Source organism: Neobacillus sp. K501, assembly GCF_053749995.1.
This window is the reverse complement of sequence record NZ_JBSLYA010000001.1, coordinates 296,104-313,779: the sequence shown is the minus strand read 5'-3', so window position 1 is coordinate 313,779 and position 17,676 is coordinate 296,104. Positions and strand designations below refer to the sequence as shown.

16 protein-coding genes are annotated in these 17,676 nt (G+C 38.8%); 11 read left to right on the top strand and 5 right to left on the bottom strand.

All coding sequences use genetic code 11. The features are described from left to right. Positions 1–122: 122 nt before the first annotated feature. Both ACWM35_RS01500 and uvsE read left to right on the top strand, forming a co-directional pair. Positions 123–353: a hypothetical protein gene (locus tag ACWM35_RS01500; protein ID WP_454814794.1), complete on the top strand. Its 231-nt coding sequence runs from the start codon at positions 123–125 to the stop codon at positions 351–353. 66 nt (positions 354–419) lie between these two features. Continuing rightward, on the top strand, positions 420–1,373 hold the full coding sequence (gene uvsE / locus ACWM35_RS01495; protein ID WP_454814792.1) for a UV DNA damage repair endonuclease UvsE: 954 nt from the start codon (positions 420–422) through the stop codon (positions 1,371–1,373). 24 nt (positions 1,374–1,397) lie between these two features. Here uvsE and ACWM35_RS01490 read toward each other — a convergent pair whose 3' ends face one another. After that, a complete protein-coding gene (locus ACWM35_RS01490; protein WP_454814790.1) occupies positions 1,398–2,336 on the bottom strand; it encodes an AEC family transporter in 939 nt (312 codons plus the stop codon). Between the two features lie 126 nt (positions 2,337–2,462). Here ACWM35_RS01490 and ACWM35_RS01485 point away from each other — a divergent pair, with 126 nt between their 5' ends. After that, positions 2,463–3,317 carry a manganese catalase family protein gene (locus ACWM35_RS01485; protein ID WP_454814788.1) on the top strand — a complete coding sequence of 285 codons (855 nt, stop codon included), beginning with the start codon at positions 2,463–2,465 and terminating at the stop codon, positions 3,315–3,317. A 56-nt stretch (positions 3,318–3,373) separates the two neighbouring features. Here the strand turns inward: ACWM35_RS01485 and ACWM35_RS01480 are convergent, their stop codons facing one another. Next, positions 3,374–4,006 (bottom strand): LysE family transporter, encoded by a 633-nt coding sequence (locus ACWM35_RS01480; protein ID WP_454814786.1) that lies wholly within the window; start codon positions 4,004–4,006, stop codon positions 3,374–3,376. Positions 4,007–4,215: 209 nt separating this feature from the next. Here ACWM35_RS01480 and ACWM35_RS01475 point away from each other — a divergent pair, with 209 nt between their 5' ends. Continuing rightward, on the top strand, positions 4,216–4,728 hold the full coding sequence (locus ACWM35_RS01475; RefSeq protein WP_454814784.1) for a DUF3231 family protein: 513 nt from the start codon (positions 4,216–4,218) through the stop codon (positions 4,726–4,728). 89 nt (positions 4,729–4,817) lie between these two features. Here ACWM35_RS01475 and ACWM35_RS01470 read toward each other — a convergent pair whose 3' ends face one another. Next, positions 4,818–5,702 carry a LysR family transcriptional regulator gene (locus ACWM35_RS01470; protein WP_454814782.1) on the bottom strand — a complete coding sequence of 295 codons (885 nt, stop codon included), beginning with the start codon at positions 5,700–5,702 and terminating at the stop codon, positions 4,818–4,820. Between the two features lie 165 nt (positions 5,703–5,867). Here ACWM35_RS01470 and ACWM35_RS01465 point away from each other — a divergent pair, with 165 nt between their 5' ends. The 6 genes from ACWM35_RS01465 to ACWM35_RS01440 all read left to right on the top strand — a co-directional run bounded on the left by ACWM35_RS01465 (position 5,868) and on the right by ACWM35_RS01440 (position 14,836). After that, a complete protein-coding gene (locus ACWM35_RS01465; protein ID WP_454814780.1) occupies positions 5,868–8,765 on the top strand; it encodes a 2-oxoglutarate dehydrogenase E1 component in 2,898 nt (965 codons plus the stop codon). Between the two features lie 62 nt (positions 8,766–8,827). Beyond that, positions 8,828–10,078, top strand: coding sequence for a 2-oxoglutarate dehydrogenase complex dihydrolipoyllysine-residue succinyltransferase (odhB, locus tag ACWM35_RS01460; RefSeq protein WP_454814778.1), 1,251 nt, complete (start codon positions 8,828–8,830; stop codon positions 10,076–10,078). Between the two features lie 203 nt (positions 10,079–10,281). Next, complete coding sequence (locus tag ACWM35_RS01455) at positions 10,282–10,716, top strand: MarR family winged helix-turn-helix transcriptional regulator (RefSeq protein ID WP_454814776.1); 435 nt, start codon at positions 10,282–10,284, stop codon at positions 10,714–10,716. A 91-nt stretch (positions 10,717–10,807) separates the two neighbouring features. Next, entirely contained in the window at positions 10,808–12,571 is a 1,764-nt protein-coding gene (locus ACWM35_RS01450) for an ABC transporter ATP-binding protein (protein ID WP_454814774.1), read from the top strand. Positions 12,572–12,611: 40 nt separating this feature from the next. After that, on the top strand, positions 12,612–14,399 hold the full coding sequence (locus ACWM35_RS01445) for an ABC transporter ATP-binding protein (RefSeq protein WP_454815804.1): 1,788 nt from the start codon (positions 12,612–12,614) through the stop codon (positions 14,397–14,399). A 254-nt stretch (positions 14,400–14,653) separates the two neighbouring features. Then, positions 14,654–14,836 (top strand): Fur-regulated basic protein FbpA, encoded by a 183-nt coding sequence (locus ACWM35_RS01440; protein WP_454814772.1) that lies wholly within the window; start codon positions 14,654–14,656, stop codon positions 14,834–14,836. Between the two features lie 107 nt (positions 14,837–14,943). Here ACWM35_RS01440 and ACWM35_RS01435 read toward each other — a convergent pair whose 3' ends face one another. Next, positions 14,944–15,684, bottom strand: a complete 741-nt coding sequence (locus ACWM35_RS01435; RefSeq protein WP_454814770.1) for an SH3 domain-containing protein — start codon at positions 15,682–15,684, stop codon at positions 14,944–14,946. Positions 15,685–15,686: 2 nt separating this feature from the next. Beyond that, the gene (locus ACWM35_RS01430; protein WP_454814768.1) at positions 15,687–16,601 is read right to left on the bottom strand and encodes a hypothetical protein; all 915 of its coding nucleotides are present in this window, start codon (positions 16,599–16,601) and stop codon (positions 15,687–15,689) included. A gap of 185 nt (positions 16,602–16,786) precedes the next feature. Between ACWM35_RS01430 and ACWM35_RS01425 the strand changes: the two genes are divergently transcribed. Continuing rightward, entirely contained in the window at positions 16,787–17,614 is an 828-nt protein-coding gene (locus ACWM35_RS01425) for a Cof-type HAD-IIB family hydrolase (protein WP_454814766.1), read from the top strand. Positions 17,615–17,676 lie beyond the last annotated feature (62 nt).

The following is a 17,676-nucleotide window of genomic DNA, read 5'->3' as shown; positions in this document are numbered from 1 at the left end:
GACCATGGGAAAGATAAATACCTGTGATGTTAATATACTAATCATTTAATATAAGGCTGTGTGAATGCTGGAATGGAAATCAACAGATATTTAAACAGCTTAATTAAACAAGGTAAAGGAGAATGATGACATGGCTAATCAACCAAGTAATAAAAATCAAAAAGGTAAATATCAACAAGGATCAGGCACTCAATATCATAAAGAGCATGCCAGTCATGTCCCTGATTACGGTGGAAACACTGTCGATCCCAACGCCAAAGGATTGGCTAATAGCAATCCAGCCGATCAATAAACGTAAATTAGTATTAGAGAAGAAGACCATCGATACAAAGAGATGGTCTTTATTTATGTAACCGTAATATTGAAAGAAACCGTGGGAAAAAATAAATGTGCTTCAGGAAAGGTGGCACTGTCAATTAATGAAAATTCGTTTTGGGTATGTGGCGAATGCATTAAGCTTATGGGATGCGAGTCCTTCAAAATCACTAACGTTTACAAGGTATGCAGCTCTTCCTAAAAATGAGCGTATGGAAAAGTTAAAAGCTGTAACCGCTGAAAATATACATCATACAATAAGAATTTTGCATTATAATATCGCCCATGAAATAAAATTATATCGGTTTTCAAGCTCCTTAGTGCCGTTAGCCACTCATCCAGAAGTAATGTGGGATTTTGTTACTCCGTTTAAAAGTGAATGGGAAAAGCTAGGTCAATTGGTTCGAAATCATCAGATTCGACCAAGCTTTCACCCCAATCAGTTTACCTTGTTCACAAGCCCCCGAGAAGAAGTGACCGTTAACGCAGTGAAAGATATGGAATATCATTATAAGATGCTTGAGGCTATGAATGTTCTCGATAATGGATTTATTAATATCCATATTGGAGGAGCTTATGGTGATAAAGAGAATTCAATAGAGCGATTTCACCATAATTTAAAAATGCTTCCAAACGAGATTAAAAGCAAGATGACGCTTGAAAATGATGATAAGACTTATAATGTCGAAGAAACGCTCCTTGCGTGTGAAAAGGAAAAGGTCCCGATGATACTTGATTATCATCATTATATGGCGAATAAAGGGGAAGTTGATCTTCCACGGTTCTTAGAACGTATTTTTAAAACATGGGATTTTTTTGAAGCTATTCCTAAAGTCCATATTTCCTCACCTAAATCAGAACAAGCCTTTCGTTCCCATGCTGATTTTGTTTCAATCGAGTTCATTCTTCCATTTTTGAATATGGCTAAAATAGTGAACCAGGACTTTGATATTATGATAGAAGCAAAACAGAAGAATCTTGCTATGCATAAGTTAATAGAAGATATATCCTCAATCCGAGGAGTAAAAAGAACCTCAAGTTCGATGGTGGAATGGTAGGTTCTTAAACGATCCTTTTAGGGTTTAAAACCTGAAAAAATTTAAGAGCATGTAAAGAAATGGAATGCTAAAAACACATAAAAGGGTAGTTAATAGGACACCAAAAGATGAAAAAGCAGTATCAGCACCATATTTTTGTGAATACAGGGAAATCGTAGGGGCTGAAGGCATCCCTGAAACCAGCACAGCAATGGTGATTAGTGGAAATGGTACAGACAATCCAGCGAATGGAAGTAGCAGAATGGGAATAAGGAGCAACTTGACAAAGGCAGATTTCCAAAGGTAGATATTTTTCATAAAAATAAAGGCCTCTTTCATTTTTACGTTTGCAATTAATATTCCAATCATCATCATTGAAAGGGGAATGGTCATTTTACCGATGGATTCTAAACCTGTGGAAATCATCTCTGGCAAACGGATGGGAAGTAAAAATATGACCAAACCGCTTAAGGTGGATAGTATTCCTGGATTAAGAAAAATACTTTTCCAACTTACGGTTACTTTCCTTTTATTAAAAAGATAAATTCCATAAGTCCATATGAGGATTAAATAACATAAGTTAAAGATGGTTAGATAGACAATTCCTTGTTCACCAAGTAGTACATAACTTACAGCGTAACCGATAAAGCCTTGATTACCAAAAATCGTGAGGCCCTCATAGACGCATTTTTGTTTTTCTGGAAGTTTAGAGCGCCTTCTCATCCAGCTAGCAATAAAAATAGAGAGTCCAAGGATATACGCAGACATCAAAATAAGCCACAAAAAATCTTTTACGATGGTAAACGAAAACGAAATATCTAAAGAGAACAAAATCATGGCGGGTAAAGTAACAGTAAGGATCAGTTGTGTTAATACGTCGTTAGCGTTGTCATTTAAGATACCTTTCTTTCTCACGATATAGCCTAGAATGGCTATTCCATATAGGATCAACATCTCCTGCAAAAATGCTCCAGCTGAATCCATCATACCACCTCCTCAATTTACTGTATGAGGTAGGCATTTGGATGGTTATTGAGGAATGAAGAAATTGGATAAAGGAAATTTCTTTAGCAAAAGATAGAAGGTAAGGAATTTTAAGGAGGAAAAAGAATGTATTTTTATAGAGAAGACCTAATTAATATGATTGTTCCTGATAAACCAGACCCAGCGGCCGCCAAGGTGCTCCAAGAAACGTTAGGTGGAAGATTTGGTGAAATGCGAACGATGATGCAATTTTTCTTTCAAAGCTCCAACTTTCGTGGAAACCAAAAGCAGTATCGAGATTTGATTAGAGGTGTTTTTCTAGAGGAAATAAGCCATGTAGAACTTGTTCAAACAACTATTAATCAGCTGTTAAATGGTTCAGGAGAAGATGCGGTAGGGGCTGAAGGTTTTACTGGTGCACCATTAGAAGAAGCAATCAAACACGCAAATCCGCACCATTTTATTATGGGGGCACAAAGTTCCCTTCCTGTTGATGCAGCAGGTCTTCCTTGGAATGGTAATTATGTTTATAGCCATGGAAACTTAATAAGTGACTTATTGGATAATCTTGTGTTAGAGTCTACAGGTGTTTTACAAAAATCACGAATTTATGAAATGAGTTCCAATAAAACGTTTAGAGAAACTCTTGCTTTCTTGATAGTTCGGGATAATGCCCATCAAAATGCTTTCGCAAAAGCATTAGAAACATTAGGGGTTAATTGGGCGAAACTTTTCCCAGTTCCTAATTACGATATAAATAAATATCCTGAATGTCGAAAATATGTTGAAATGGGCTTTCATAATGCACAATTCAACTTTAGACTGGATGAAACACTTATCGGTCAAATTTTCCAAGGTGAAACCCCAAGCAGAAATGGAGGTACACTACAAGTAGTACCACCTCCAAATGGTTTTCCTGTACCGGTATTGCCAGAAATGCCAAACGAACATAGCCCGGGTTTACATGATTTAAATTCCTAATTATAGAATTAAGAAGGATGGGACAATCCAAGTGTCCATCCTTTTTGTTTTGTGGATTAACCCAAAAGTGATGTCATACCTTGATATCCAAAATATAAGCCGAAAAGGATCAATGAAACTCCAGAAACAATGGATATTAGGATTAAACTTTTTACATTTAGAAGTTTTCGGAATCCTGTAGTAAGTGCTGCAACCAATATATCCCAAAAGGTTAGCCCTAGAAAAATCATACTACTGTAAATTAATAGTGATTCAGTTCCGTTTGTTTGTACCGTTTTAGCTAAGACAGAGCCATAAATCCCTAACCAAAAAAGAATCGATAATGGACTGGTAATCGACATAATAAAACCAGTAATAAAGCACTTAAACAATGACTCCTTTGTTCTACTTTGGGATAGGGTAATGGTATTTGAATTTTTTATACTTTCGAATCCTGTATAAATAAGAATAAATCCACCAAATAGCCAAAGAAAAATTTGCACAATCGGGATAGTAAGAAATTGAACCATTCCTAAATAAACCATTAGCATGAAGATTCCATCAGCAATCATAGATCCAACTCCTACGATCCATGCATGCCAGAAGCCATTTTTTATCCCCTTATCTAATCGTGCAGAATTAACGGGACCAATTGGAGCGGCTAATGTGAATCCTAAAATGATGTAACTAACCAAAATGGGTATGCTCAAAAAATCACTCCACTTCACTCGTCGTAACAACCTGTACATTTTATGAGGGGAATCCAAACCCTAGTCCAAATAATTCGTAATTTCCTGTACGAAAAAATTATTAATAAAACTTCAATAATTAGGGAGTCGAACGGAGAAAATATATTTGTGCTTGAGGAAAGGTGGCACTGTGTATGAATAAATTTTCCTACAACCTAAGGAGGGTAACTATGGGAATTTTAAGTGGAAATCCTAAGGAAGAGCCATTACATTATGGTGAGGTTTTTGATCTTTGGGCTTCTGTTTTAGCTGGCAATAGTATGATTGCTGGTTATCAAACGATGATCAATCATGCAGGTGATGCTGATTTAAAAAAGTTACTAGTTGAAGCGGTTGAAATTTGTCAGCAAGAAAAGAAACAAGTGGAAGAATTATTAAAAGAAAATGGAGTTGGCCTGCCTCCTGCATCGCCTGAGCCTCCTGAAGCATGTTTAGAGGATATTCCTGTAGGAGCAAGGATTCCAGATCCAGCGGTAGCTGCTACACTTTCGGCAGATATCGCTGCTGGACTCGTCGCATGTAGTCAAGTGATTGGGAAGTCAATTCGAGAAGATGTAGCGATGATGTTTGGTCAGTTCCATACACAAAAAGCAGCACTAGGTGCAAAAGTACTTCGTTTAAACAAAGAAAAGGGATGGCTCATTCCGCCCCCATTGCATCTGAATAAGCATGGGGATTGTTAAATAAACAGAAAAACCCTTGTGATGACAAGGGTTTTTCCTCTGTTTTAGTGCAATAGCAGTTTTGTTCAGAAAATGGTTGAATTTTTAAATTAATTATTCTTCCAATCAAAATTTTCAATGAATTGGACAAATGCCCTTACGACATTCCATTCCAGGGAATCCTTATGATAGTACATCCACGTTCTTCGCAATATAGGATTTCCTGCTTGATCCGTTAAATTAACTTTGTATAAGTCCTCTATCCCAGATAGTACCCTGTTGGACAAGATCCCATAACCTAGACCATTTATAACCATTTCCTTACATGTATCCACTTGATCGACTTCAATACTGATAAAAGGCGCTTGTGCATAATTTTCAGCCCACCAATGATCGATGATAGATTTTAATAAGTAATCCCCTCGATATTCGATTCTCGGGAGACGAGGGAGATCCACCATATCAAACTTCTCGTTTGAAGCAATACAAATATTTTCCTCAAATAATTGGTGCGTCGCTAACCCCCTCCAGCCATAGTCGCCTCTAACAAAACCGATATGAACATCTTTATTGTGAATCAGTTGGGTTACATCTCTGCTCCATCCTGTAATCACTTTAAATTCTACATGGGGATATTGCTTTTTAAAAAGTTTCAAAAGATAGGGGAGTTCATAATTTGCGAAAAAATTGGATACCCCCAATTTCAATGTACCAACTACTTCATTCTTTTCTTTATTACTCATATTTTGGACATTTTCTTTTATCCTTTGATAATGAGCGAGAGCCTCTTCTGCACACTGGACAAGGTATTCTCCTTCTGGGGTAAAATGCACTCCTCGGCTTTCACGGGTTACGATCTTAACACCTAGCTCTTCCTGCATATGCTTTAATCGGCTCGTCAATGCCGGCTGGGTAAGAAATAATAATCGGGCCGTTTTCGTTAGATTCTTTTGATGATATAGTTCCTTCAGTATTTCCCAATCACGATAATCCATTGTTCCACCCATCTATCTGTTATAAATAATTTTTATAGTTTAATATAATTTTTTATCATTTTATTTATTTCAATTATTACATTATCCTTAAGATTGAGCAATTAATAATATTTGATTTTATTATCCAAATTAACATATGAGAATCTCAAACTTGGGGGTATTGAAATGGGAGTGGAGTATAACATGCCAAATCCATGGAGAAATTTTAATGGTCCAAACCTTGGTTATGTAATAGAACAATATGAGCGGTACACTAGCGGTGATGACACCGTTGATCCTGAACTAAAAGAACTGTTCCTTAAATGGGGCTCACCTTTGTTATCATTTGAGTCAGAAAATAAGATAGAAACAATCAAAAAGGAAACCACACTAGATTATTCTGCTAATATAACAAAAGTTATGAATGTAGTAAGACTGCTCGATACAATACGCTCACATGGACATGTAGCAGCAAAAATAAATCCTTTGGAAGAAAATGAAAAAAATCATGAGTTGTACAATCTTGAAAAACAAGGATTAACTGAACATGATTTGAAAGCGATTCCAGCTCGATGGGTATGGGAGAATTCACCGGACGGCATTGCAAGTGCTTGGGATGCTATGAATCATTTAAAGAGTATTTACTCCTCCAAACTAGCTTATGAATTTAGCCATGTACAGGATATGGAAGAAAGAAAATGGTTACAGGAGATGGTGGAGAGGGGTTCTGTATACGGCTCCTTAACTAAAGAAGAACAAACGAATTTGTTACAGCGGTTAACTGAGGTAGAAGGATTTGAGCAATTCTTGCATAAAATCTTTGTCGGTCAAAAGCGCTTCTCCATTGAAGGTGTAGATATGCTTGTACCGATGCTAGATGAAGCAGTGCACCAAGGTGTCGGCGAAGGAACACGCAATGTCCTGATTGGTATGGCGCATCGCGGTCGCTTAAGTGTCCTTGCGCATGTTTTAAATAAACCATACAGTAAGATATTCTCAGAGTTTCTGCATTCTTCTGCAAAACAACAAGGGCCATCAGCTGATTTAGTAGACATCAGTGAAGGCTGGACAGGAGATGTCAAATACCATTTGGGTCGTAATCGATTCATAGAAGGAAATAACGCGGTAAGGACTCGCGTTACTCTCGCCAATAATCCGAGCCACCTTGAATTCGTCAACCCCGTGGTCGAAGGATTTACAAGAGCGGCTCAAGAGGAACGGCAAAAAGCTGGTTACCCTGAGCAGGATGTGTCAAAAGCATTTGCGATTTTAGTCCATGGTGATGCCGCCTTTCCTGGACAGGGAATTGTTGCAGAAACATTGAATTTGGGTGGATTAAAAGGGTATCGGACTGGTGGAACTATTCATATTATTGCCAACAATATGGTTGGCTTTACGACGGATAGCCATGATTCTCGTTCTACAAGATACTCGAGTGATTTAGCTAAGGGATTTGAGATTCCGATTGTCCATGTCAATGCGGATGACCCAGAGGCATGTATGGCCGCAATTCGACTAGCGTATCAATATCGTACGCGTTTTCAAAAGGATTTCTTAATTGATTTAGTTGGATACCGACGTTTTGGTCATAACGAAATGGATGACCCAGCGGTTACTCAGCCACAGGTGTATAAAAAAATCGGAAAACATCCGACGGTCAGAGCTTTATATTCCCAATTATTGCAGAACAAAGGCGTTGTAAATCAAATTGATGTTGAGCAAATTAATCGCACAGTCCAAGATTTACTGAAAGCCGAGTATGACAAAGTTTCAGAGAAGAAGCAGGGTGAACCCCTTGTGGAAGTAGGGGTACCAGGGGTAATTGCCAAAGGGATTCCTCCGCTTCAAACAAGTGTACCGCTTGAAACGCTTCGTGTATTAAATTCTGAATTGCTGAAATGGCCTGAGGGTTTTCGGGTTTATCCTAAATTAAAGCGGATATTGGAGCGCCGGGAAACGGCATTACAAGAGAACGGAAAAGTTGAATGGGCGGTAGCCGAAGTATTGGCATTGGCATCAATGTTAAAAGATGGAACGCCGATTCGTTTAACTGGTCAAGATTCTGAGCGCGGAACGTATGCACAGCGCCACATTGTGCTCCATGACACAGAAACGAATGAAACATATTCGCCATTGCACCATCTTCAAGAAGCGCGGGCTTCGTTTACGGTTCATAATAGCCCATTGTCGGAAGCAGCTGTAGTAGGTTTTGAATATGGCTATAATGTATTTGCACCTGAGACACTTGTCCTATGGGAAGCTCAATATGGCGACTTTGCCAATACAGCACAGCCATTATTTGATCAATTTGTTTCCTCTGCTAGAGCAAAATGGGGACAGAAATCAGGTATGGTACTTTTATTACCTCATGGTTATGAAGGACAGGGGCCTGAGCACTCCAGTGCCCGACCTGAACGTTTCTTACAATTGGCAGCTGAAAACAACTGGACAGTAGCTAACTTAACAAGTGCTGCCCAATATTTTCATATCTTGCGTCGTCAGGCTTCTATCTTAGGAACAGAGTTCGTTCGTCCGTTGGTAATTATGACACCAAAGAGTCTGCTTCGTCACCCAATGGTATCATCTAATGGATCTGAACTTAGCGAAGGGCATTTTCAAACTGTTGTCGAACAACCGAAGCTTGGGACAGTAGCAGAGAAGGTGAAACGCTTAGTGCTAACGACTGGTAAGATGGCGATCGATCTGGCTGTGGAAATGGATGCTGGTAAAGAGGGTCGAAACTTGGACGAAATACACATTGTTCGCATCGAACAATTGTATCCATTCCCGAAAGAAAAAGTGGAAACCATCATAAATCGCTACCCTAACCTAAGGGAGATTGTATGGGTTCAGGAAGAGCCGAAAAATATGGGAGCTTGGCATTATATTGCACCGACCCTATATGATCTAGCTTCAGGTAACCAGACAGTCGGATACATCGGGCGTCAGTACCGATCAAGCACGGCTGGAGGAGACTCGTTAGTTCATAAAAAGGAACAAGAACAAATTATCGAACAGGCGTTGAATCCTAGTAGTATCACAGTTACTCAGAAACAAGAAAAAGACTCCGTTAATAATAGATAACGAAATCAGAAGGTCTAGACAAGTATAAATTGATCAACAAAATTCCTAGGAGGCTATGACAGATGTTTGAAATAAAAGTACCAGAGCTCGCAGAATCCATCACTGAGGGAACGATTTCACAATGGCTCATTCATATTGGTGACAAGGTCAACAAAGGGGATAGCGTTGTAGAACTGGAAACCGACAAAGTTAATATTGAATTAAATGCTGAACACACAGGTGTAGTTACCAAGGTATTAAAAGAGCCTGGTGATACGGTTGAGGTTGGCGATATTATCGCGATTATTGAAGAGGACACGGTTGCAGGAAATGTTGAGACTGTTCCTGAAATAGCGTCAGAAAAAACGGCAGAAGAAACCGTAATTCAACCAGTTTCCCAGCCAGAACCAGAAACTGCGAAAACAACTCGGCCAATTGCTTCACCAGCAGCTAGAAAAATGGCAAGAGAAATGGGGATCGATTTACACCAGGTGAGCAGCAATGACCCGCTTGGAAGAATTCGACCAGAAGATGTGAAAGCACACAGTAATACCCCAGTGAAAAAGGAAGAACCTAAATCGGAAAAAGCAAGTCCGAAACCAACTGGCCAACCATTAGATACAGAGTTTGATAAACCGGTAGAACGTGTGAAAATGTCACGTCGACGTCAAACAATTGCAAAACGCCTGGTTGAAGTACAACAGACTGCAGCGATGTTAACGACTTTTAATGAAGTTGACATGTCCGCGATTATGGATTTGCGCAAACAGCGGAAGGATCTCTTTTATGAAAAGCATGGTGTTCGCCTAGGTTTCATGTCTTTCTTTACAAAAGCGGTCGTTTCCGCCTTAAAACAATACCCGCTTTTAAATGCCGAAATTCAAGGGGATGAATTGCTTATCAAAAAGTTTTACGATATCGGTATTGCCGTTGCAGCCCCTGAAGGTTTAGTGGTACCAGTGGTCCGCAATGCAAATTCAAAAAACTTTGCTGAAATTGAACAAGAGATTAGCAATCTTGGTAAAAAAGCGCGAGATAACGCTCTAACTTTAAAAGATTTACAGGGTGGTACATTTACCATAACTAATGGCGGAGTTTTCGGTTCTTTAATGTCAACGCCAATTTTGAACAGCCCTCAGGTAGGTATCCTAGGGATGCATAAAATTCAAACAAGACCTGTAGCGATCGATGATGTGCGCATGGAAAACCGCCCAATGATGTATATCGCTTTGTCTTACGATCATCGAATTGTCGACGGCAAAGAAGCAGTTAGCTTTTTAGCCACTGTAAAAGAATTGTTAGAGGATCCACATTCTCTATTATTAGAAGGATGATTATCAACAGTATTTGAGAAAAAAGCCTTGAATTTTTTTCAAGGCTTTTTTTTTGCGTAGGTACTGGTTCAGTCACTTTTAGCATGAAATAATAAAGAAAAGATCCTAATAATTAAGACGGGAACATTTAATTAAATATTTCCAAATTGACAAGCATTCTCAAAGATTATATATTATCTAATAGTATTAGATAAATTCAGAAGGTGATTATTTTGGATTACAGAGCATTAGCAGACGAAATGGTGAGTAGCATGATGAAGTCACCTAAAAAGCCGTTTCAGAAAAAAGTCGACGACCTTTCTCATGGTGAACGAAGAATATTAGGGTTCCTTCATTTTTTTCAAAATGGAGTTACATCAGGTGAACTTAGTGAAAAACTTTTCCTCAGCACCCCCCGGGTGGCATCAGCCCTTAACAGTTTATCCAAAAAAGGATTTATTGAACGTAATAGGGAAGAGGATGACAAACGAATTGTCATTGTTACGATCACTGAAGCAGGTAAAAGCTTCGTTATGGAAGAAAAGGATGAAGCAATATCAATGCTTGAGAATACCTTAAAAAAACTAGGTGAACAAGATGCCAAGGAATTTGTTCGAATTATTAAAAGGATTACGGAAATCACAACAGAAGATGAGTGATGATGATGCGGGCATGAAAAAAAGGCTGCATGATCAGTAAGGAATATCTAACACTATTAGATTATTAGTAAAACCTTAGGGAGGGCTATTTATGCTGAGAATTTTTAAACACCTTCAGAAAAAAGACTGGCTATTTATTTTTTACAGCTTAGTATTCATCGTAACGCAGGTGTATCTTGATTTAAAACTGCCTGATTACATGCATGATATTACCATGCTCGTCCAGACAGAAGGAAGTAAAATGAGCGATGTTCTGCTCAATGGCGGTTATATGCTTTTGTGTGCGATTGGTAGTATGATCGCGTCAATTATTGTGGGTTACTTTGCAGCAAAGGTAGCAGCTGGATTTTCAGTACGGCTGCGAGCAATGGTATTCGAAAAGACAATGTCTTTTTCGATGGAAGAAATCAATGGATTTTCAACGCCTAGTTTGATCACACGCTCAACAAATGATATCACACAGATTCAATTGCTTATTGCAATGGGGCTGCAGGTAATTGTAAAGGCACCGATTTTGGCTGTTTGGGCAATCTTTAAAATTATGGGGAAAAGCTGGCAATGGACAGCAGCAACTGGAATTGCTGTTGCCTTCCTGATATTAATGTTAACAATCCTAGTTTTTGTTGCTTTGCCCAAATTTAAAATCATTCAAAGTTTAACCGATAACTTGAATCGAGTGTCGAGGGAAAACTTAGCTGGTATAAGGGTTGTTCATGCCTACAATGCGGGTGAATACCAAGAAACAAAATTTGAAAAAGCAAATAGCGAACTGACACAGACGAATCTATTCACAATGCGAACAATGGCGATTATGATGCCAACAATGGGAGTCATTATGTCAGGTATGAGTCTAGCTATCTATTGGATAGGTGCCTACTTGATTAATGATGCTACTTTACCAAATCGATTATCCTTGTTTTCGGATATGGTTGTTTTCTCATCCTATGCCATGCAGGTTATTATGGCTTTTATAATGCTTTCCTTCGTTTTTTTCATGCTGCCAAGGGCTTCAGTTTCCGCCAAACGAATCAATGAGGTTCTAGAAACCGAGTCCAAAATCATGGATGGGAATTTAACAGAAGGGGAGAATGCTCACTCCGGCGAAGTGGAATTCCGCAATGTAAGTTTTAAATATCCAGATGCGGCAGATTATATTCTCCGCAATGTAAGCTTTACTGCAAAAAAAGGAGAAACAGTAGCCTTCATAGGTTCAACCGGCAGTGGTAAGAGCTCACTGCTTAACCTAATTCCTCGATACTATGATGCAACAGAAGGGGAAGTATTGGTGGATGGTGTGAATGTGAAAAATTATCTCCAGCAGTCATTAAGAAATAAGCTTGGTTATGTCTCTCAAAAAGCTGTATTGTTCAGCGGCACGGTTTCGTCCAATGTAGCTTATGGTAAGAGTGGAAAAAATTCATCCCAGGAAACGGCTATTAAAAGGGCAGTGGAAATAGCGCAAGGGTCAGAATTTGTTGAAAAAATGGATAATCAATATGATGCAGCGATAGCCCAAGGTGGTACCAATATTTCCGGTGGACAGAAACAAAGATTATCAATTGCGCGTGCGGTTTATCGACAACCCGAAATTTATATTTTCGATGATTCTTTTTCAGCACTAGATTATAAGACGGATCAAGTATTGCGGTCAGTGCTTAAAAAAGAAACACAAGATGCCACTACATTAATTGTTGGACAACGTATTGGTACCATAAAGGATGCAGATCGAATTGTGGTATTGGACGATGGTGAAGTAGTGGGGATTGGTACCCACCAGGAGCTATTAAGGAACTGTGGAGTTTACCAGGAAATTGCCTATTCTCAGTTATCGAAGGAGGAGCTTGAAATTGGGTGAAAATAGCCATGAACATAACAGAAAGACACCTCCTGGAGGAATGGGAGGACCAGGGTCTATGCCTGGCCCTGGAGCAAAACCTAAGAATTTCAAAAAAACCATAAGTCAGCTCATGCAATATTGTAAAGTCTTTTTACCAATGATCATCATCGCATTGGTGCTTGCGATGGCAGGGGCCATTTTCAATATTGTGGGACCGGAGCTGCTTAGTGAGATTACAGATTTGATTACAGAAGGATTAATGACGAGCGTTGATATTAATGCGGTGGTCAATGTGGCAGCCATTCTTGCCTTTTTATATGGCCTAGGAGCTCTATTTAACTATATACAAGGATTTATTATGGTCACGGTCACACAGCGAGTGTCAAAGAATTTAAGGACCGATTTATCTACTAAAATCAATCGACTGCCATTAAAATACTTTGACACTACTAGTACCGGAGATGTTTTAAGCCGGATAACGAATGATGTCGATATGATTGGACAGACGATGAACCAGAGCTTAAGTACACTTGTTTCGGCAATCACCATGTTCCTTGGCTCACTCATCATGATGTTTTATACAAACTGGATCATGGCTATATCTGCCATTCTTTCTACAATTATAGGATTTGCTTTAATGACGTTTATCATCTCAAAGTCTCAAAAATACTTCGTTCAGCAGCAAAAAGAGCTTGGAAAGTTAAACGGTCATATTGAAGAAATTTATTCTGGCCATCATGTGGTAAAGGTTTATAATGGTGAAAAAAATGCCAAGGAAACCTTCCATGAAATCAATACAAGACTATATGATAGCGCTTGGAAATCTCAATTTATGTCAGGCCTGATGATGCCATTAATGATGTTTATTGGAAACTTTGGCTATGTGGTTGTTAGCATCGTGGGTGCAGTGCTTGCAGTAAATAATGTCATTTCTTTTGGTGTCATTGTTGCTTTTATGATCTATATCCGACTGTTTACACAGCCACTCTCACAAATTGCCCAGGCGGCTACTAACTTACAGTCTACAGCGGCTGCTAGTGAACGAGTATTTGAATTCCTTGCGGAAGAAGAACTTGCAGAAGAAAGTGTAAAGAAGGAAAAACTTGAAAAGGCCATTGGTGATGTCGAATTTAAGAATGTTCGCTTTGGCTATAGCGAAGATAAAATGGTAATTAAGAATTTTTCAGCCAATGCAAAGGCAGGACAAAAAGTAGCGATTGTCGGTCCTACCGGTGCCGGTAAAACAACCTTGGTCAACCTGCTGATGCGATTCTATGAAGTAAATAGCGGGGAAATTTTGATTGATGGTATACCAACAAACAAACTGACACGGGGGAATATTCACGATCTTTTCAGTATGGTTCTTCAAGACACATGGTTGTTTGAAGGCACCATTCACGAAAATATTGTCTATTCCAGAAAGGGAGTGACGAATGAAGAAGTAGTAGAAGCATGTAAAGCAGTAGGACTTCATCATTTCATTCAGACTCTTCCAAAAGGCTATGATACGATTCTAGATGATAAAGCCAATCTTTCCACTGGCCAAAAACAGTTGATTACCATTGCTCGTGCCATGGTTGATCATAAACCATTACTCATTTTAGATGAGGCAACAAGTTCGGTTGATACCCGTACAGAAGTATTGATTCAACAAGCTATGGATAAATTGACCGTTGGCAAGACTTCATTCGTGATTGCCCATAGACTTTCTACGATTAAAAATGCTGACCTCATATTAGTAATGAAGGATGGAGACATTATCGAGAGTGGAAATCACTTTGAACTGCTTGAGAAAAATGGTTTCTATGCGGAGCTTTACAATAGTCAGTTTGAAGAGGTATCTTAGGAAGATCAGGAATAAGTCGAAATAGAAGAATGGGTAAAATACGAGTTTCCTTATGGATCATCACTGTGTAATTTTAGGTACTCAAATTTTGTCAATAAATTCGTGAAGACACTGTCATGAAAGTGTCTTCATTATTTAAACTTAATTCCTACTTTACAGATAGGAATTATAAGTTTATAATAAAATTAATCGAATATAATGAATAATTGTCGTACTCAATGGATAGCTTGTGTAAAACTAAAGGAGTGTTTCTGATGAGAAATAATGATGAAAAAAAGCGACAAAAACTTATCAATAAGTTAATTTTCTTAAACGTATACAATAAAGAAGATCAGCAGCTTTATAAATTATCACTATCGAAATTACAATATGAGTATAGAAGATTTAATTTACAAAACCATCCGCATGGTGAGTTTGGGTCAATTCAGTTTGTATAAATCATGTTATGTTCTATTTAAATGTAATTAAAAGGAGAGATGACTATTTGCAGTCAACTCTCCTTTTTTGGTTATTGCTTTAAATTTTTCCCTTGAGCCGGTAAGATTTATCGTTTTTCCCTGACAATCAAGGATGAAATCCAGCCTTCGATCCCGTTTGCGGTTTGAACTTTAAGCCACTTAATTCCTTCTGAATCTACTTGTTCTTCATTCAAAAAGTGCATGATTTCTCCATTTTTAATCGTGTATTTACGTGGAGCGGTTAGATCGGGAGCTTCCCGAATATTGCCGCCTTCTTCATAATTCTTATTTAAAATGAATTCTTTTGGATCAGGAGTGGATCCTGTTGCTTGAACGTGGACCTGATCTTGGTTTAACCATACCTCAGCATTATTCCATTTTTGTGCATACCACTCGTTTGGATTGTTCATGATGGCAGCAGTAAGCAAAATCACTAAAGTTGTGGCGAAATGGAAAGTCCATCTTTTAATCTTTCTCTTATTCCTTGTCCGTTTCTTAGAAAGTTGGATCATTTTGTTGAAAAAACGTTCAAACAAAGCAAACATTCCTTCTAAAATATCGACCCATATCGATATGCCAGCTTTCCCAGCTTCTCTCCGTCTTCTTTGCATCGTGCAAAGAAGTATCATGATTGGGTAAGAAAGGAGATGATGTGTTTTTTGCAAAAAACGGCACAATAAGTTTAAGAAGGGAGGTACCATGTACAACAAAATCATCCTCGCGAGTTGCAGGAGCACAAAGAGAGCAAAAAAAATTCGCAACCATTCCGGCAGGAGAGAAAGAAAAGACCATGTCCTAAACAGCTGATCTAAAATGGATACCACCATTGCTAATCTCCTTTATTGAAATAGGATGGAAGTTCTCTTCTTGGACTAGAAATCTGTCTATTTCTATTTTCTAGATTACCAGGGAGATAGGGGAATAGCTTTTTTAGTTTGGCTAATCTTTGTTCTGCCTCAAACTGGTCAATTGAGTGATCGTTGATCAAATTAAAAAGTTGTTTGTTTACCTCATTTTTAAAGGCATGATTTTGGCTAAACTCCGATTCTACTAACCGCTTTGCCATTTCATTCTTTTCTCCAAGCTTCCCTGCTGTGATAAAATCACCTGCTTGGAGAGCTTCTTTAATCGAGGCCGAAATCCGGCGCGACTCCTCCAAGTCCAGAGCCTCTTGATAGGCAGATAGTTCTGCGTTCCGGTCTAAATCGGCGATCGCCTCATCATGGCGCTGGTCTCGAATACCTTGCCGGATTAATACCCGAACATTCCGAACCACAATACCAGCCTCTCGTAAGACCTTGACTAATCGTGAGGTTTGAAAAAATTCCTCAATATGCCGGGCGAAATCCAGCTCCTCTTCAATCGGATAAAATCTTGCTTCCGATTCCACCCAGAAGGGAAGATGATTGTTAATAATGCTGCCAATCTCTCCTGCATTTTGTTGAACTAACCGTTCAGGGTGTTCCACGGCAATATCAATAGATAAATTGACAAGAAACCTTCTTCCTCTAGTAGCGGATGGGACTTCCTCCTTATAAATGATGGTTTCCTGCTGCATATTGACGGTATAAACCTTTTTATACTTGCCAATCCGCAATTCACTACGTGACAGTCGCTCTCCATTTTTAACGGCATAGTATTTGTTTTGATGATTAACATAAACGAAGGCATGGGTCATGGACGAAGCCGGTGGCTTTTCCAAAAAACTAAACTTTACATCTTTTACATCTTCAATAAAATGCATTAGGTTATTCCCTCCAAGTTAATAATTCTCATTGAGAGAGGACGTACGCTTGTCTACATTCTATGCAGGCAAACAGAAGAAAAGCCCCTAAATCTAGTAAGTATGGAGGAATTATGTCAATCATGGTTTTTCTCTTTCCTCTATAGTAAAATAAAAAAGTATTTTAATAGGAAGGGAAAACTAGAATGAACTATAAAATGATTGTCCTGGATTTGGATGATACACTGCTGCGCGATGATTTGACTATTTCCCCGAGAACAAAGCAAGCACTGATGGAAGCGCAGGAAGCAGGTGTGAAGGTTGTACTGGCTTCTGGACGGCCAACAAGTGCAATGCTGAGCATAGCAGAAGAGTTACGTTTGAGTGAATATGGCAGCTTTATCCTCTCGTTTAACGGTGCTAAAATCATCAATTGCCGAACAGGTGAGGAATGGTTTAGCTCGATGTTGCCAACTGAAATAGTCCATCAGTTATATGAGATCAGCCGCCGAGAAAATGTATGGATTCATACGTATGTCGGTGACACGATTGTTACAGAAAATGCAAATCCCTATACCGATATTGAAGGCGAATTGACAAAAATTCCGATAAAAGTAGTGAAGAATTTTGTCGATGCGGTAACTGAACCTGTTGTGAAGGTATTGATGCTGGAAGAACCGGAGCTTCTTGCAAGAGTGGAAAAGAAACTGCAAAAGGAGTTTGCAGGAAGACTAAGCGTGATGAGGTCAAAGCCATTCTTTTTGGAGTTTACTGAATTCGGTGTAACGAAAGGAACGAGCTTGAATAGTCTTATTCAACAGCTTGGCATCAGCAGGGATGAAGTCATTGCGATTGGGGACAGCGGCAATGATTTATCGATGATCCAATTTGCCGGCCTCGGTGTTGCGATGGGAAATGCAGCTGAAGAAATCAAAGCCCAGGCGGATTTTATTACCGATACCAATATGAATGACGGCGTTGCAAAAGTTGTAGAAGAGTTTATCTTTAGAAAAACGCTTATTGAAATCCCATAATGATAAAAATACCGGAGAGCCCTCCGGTATTTTTAATTGGTCTCATAGTAATTGGGCTGAAA

Bases quoted from the DNA above. Each gene is read 5' to 3' on its own strand.
- ACWM35_RS01490 (WP_454814790.1), bottom strand. From the start codon at position 2,336: ATGGATTCAGCTGGAGCATTTTTGCAGGAGATGTTGATCCTATATGGA.
- ACWM35_RS01450 (WP_454814774.1), top strand. From the start codon at position 10,808: ATGCTGAGAATTTTTAAACACCTTCAGAAAAAAGACTGGCTATTTATT.
- ACWM35_RS01500 (WP_454814794.1), top strand. From the start codon at position 123: ATGATGACATGGCTAATCAACCAAGTAATAAAAATCAAAAAGGTAAAT.
- ACWM35_RS01475 (WP_454814784.1), top strand. From the start codon at position 4,216: ATGGGAATTTTAAGTGGAAATCCTAAGGAAGAGCCATTACATTATGGT.
- ACWM35_RS01425 (WP_454814766.1), top strand. From the start codon at position 16,787: ATGAACTATAAAATGATTGTCCTGGATTTGGATGATACACTGCTGCGC.
- ACWM35_RS01485 (WP_454814788.1), top strand. From the start codon at position 2,463: ATGTATTTTTATAGAGAAGACCTAATTAATATGATTGTTCCTGATAAA.
- ACWM35_RS01435 (WP_454814770.1), bottom strand. From the start codon at position 15,684: ATGGTGGTATCCATTTTAGATCAGCTGTTTAGGACATGGTCTTTTCTT.
- uvsE (WP_454814792.1), top strand. From the start codon at position 420: ATGAAAATTCGTTTTGGGTATGTGGCGAATGCATTAAGCTTATGGGAT.
- ACWM35_RS01470 (WP_454814782.1), bottom strand. From the start codon at position 5,702: ATGGATTATCGTGATTGGGAAATACTGAAGGAACTATATCATCAAAAG.
- odhB (WP_454814778.1), top strand. From the start codon at position 8,828: ATGTTTGAAATAAAAGTACCAGAGCTCGCAGAATCCATCACTGAGGGA.
- ACWM35_RS01430 (WP_454814768.1), bottom strand. From the start codon at position 16,601: ATGCATTTTATTGAAGATGTAAAAGATGTAAAGTTTAGTTTTTTGGAA.
- ACWM35_RS01465 (WP_454814780.1), top strand. From the start codon at position 5,868: ATGGGAGTGGAGTATAACATGCCAAATCCATGGAGAAATTTTAATGGT.
- ACWM35_RS01445 (WP_454815804.1), top strand. From the start codon at position 12,612: ATGGGAGGACCAGGGTCTATGCCTGGCCCTGGAGCAAAACCTAAGAAT.
- ACWM35_RS01440 (WP_454814772.1), top strand. From the start codon at position 14,654: ATGAGAAATAATGATGAAAAAAAGCGACAAAAACTTATCAATAAGTTA.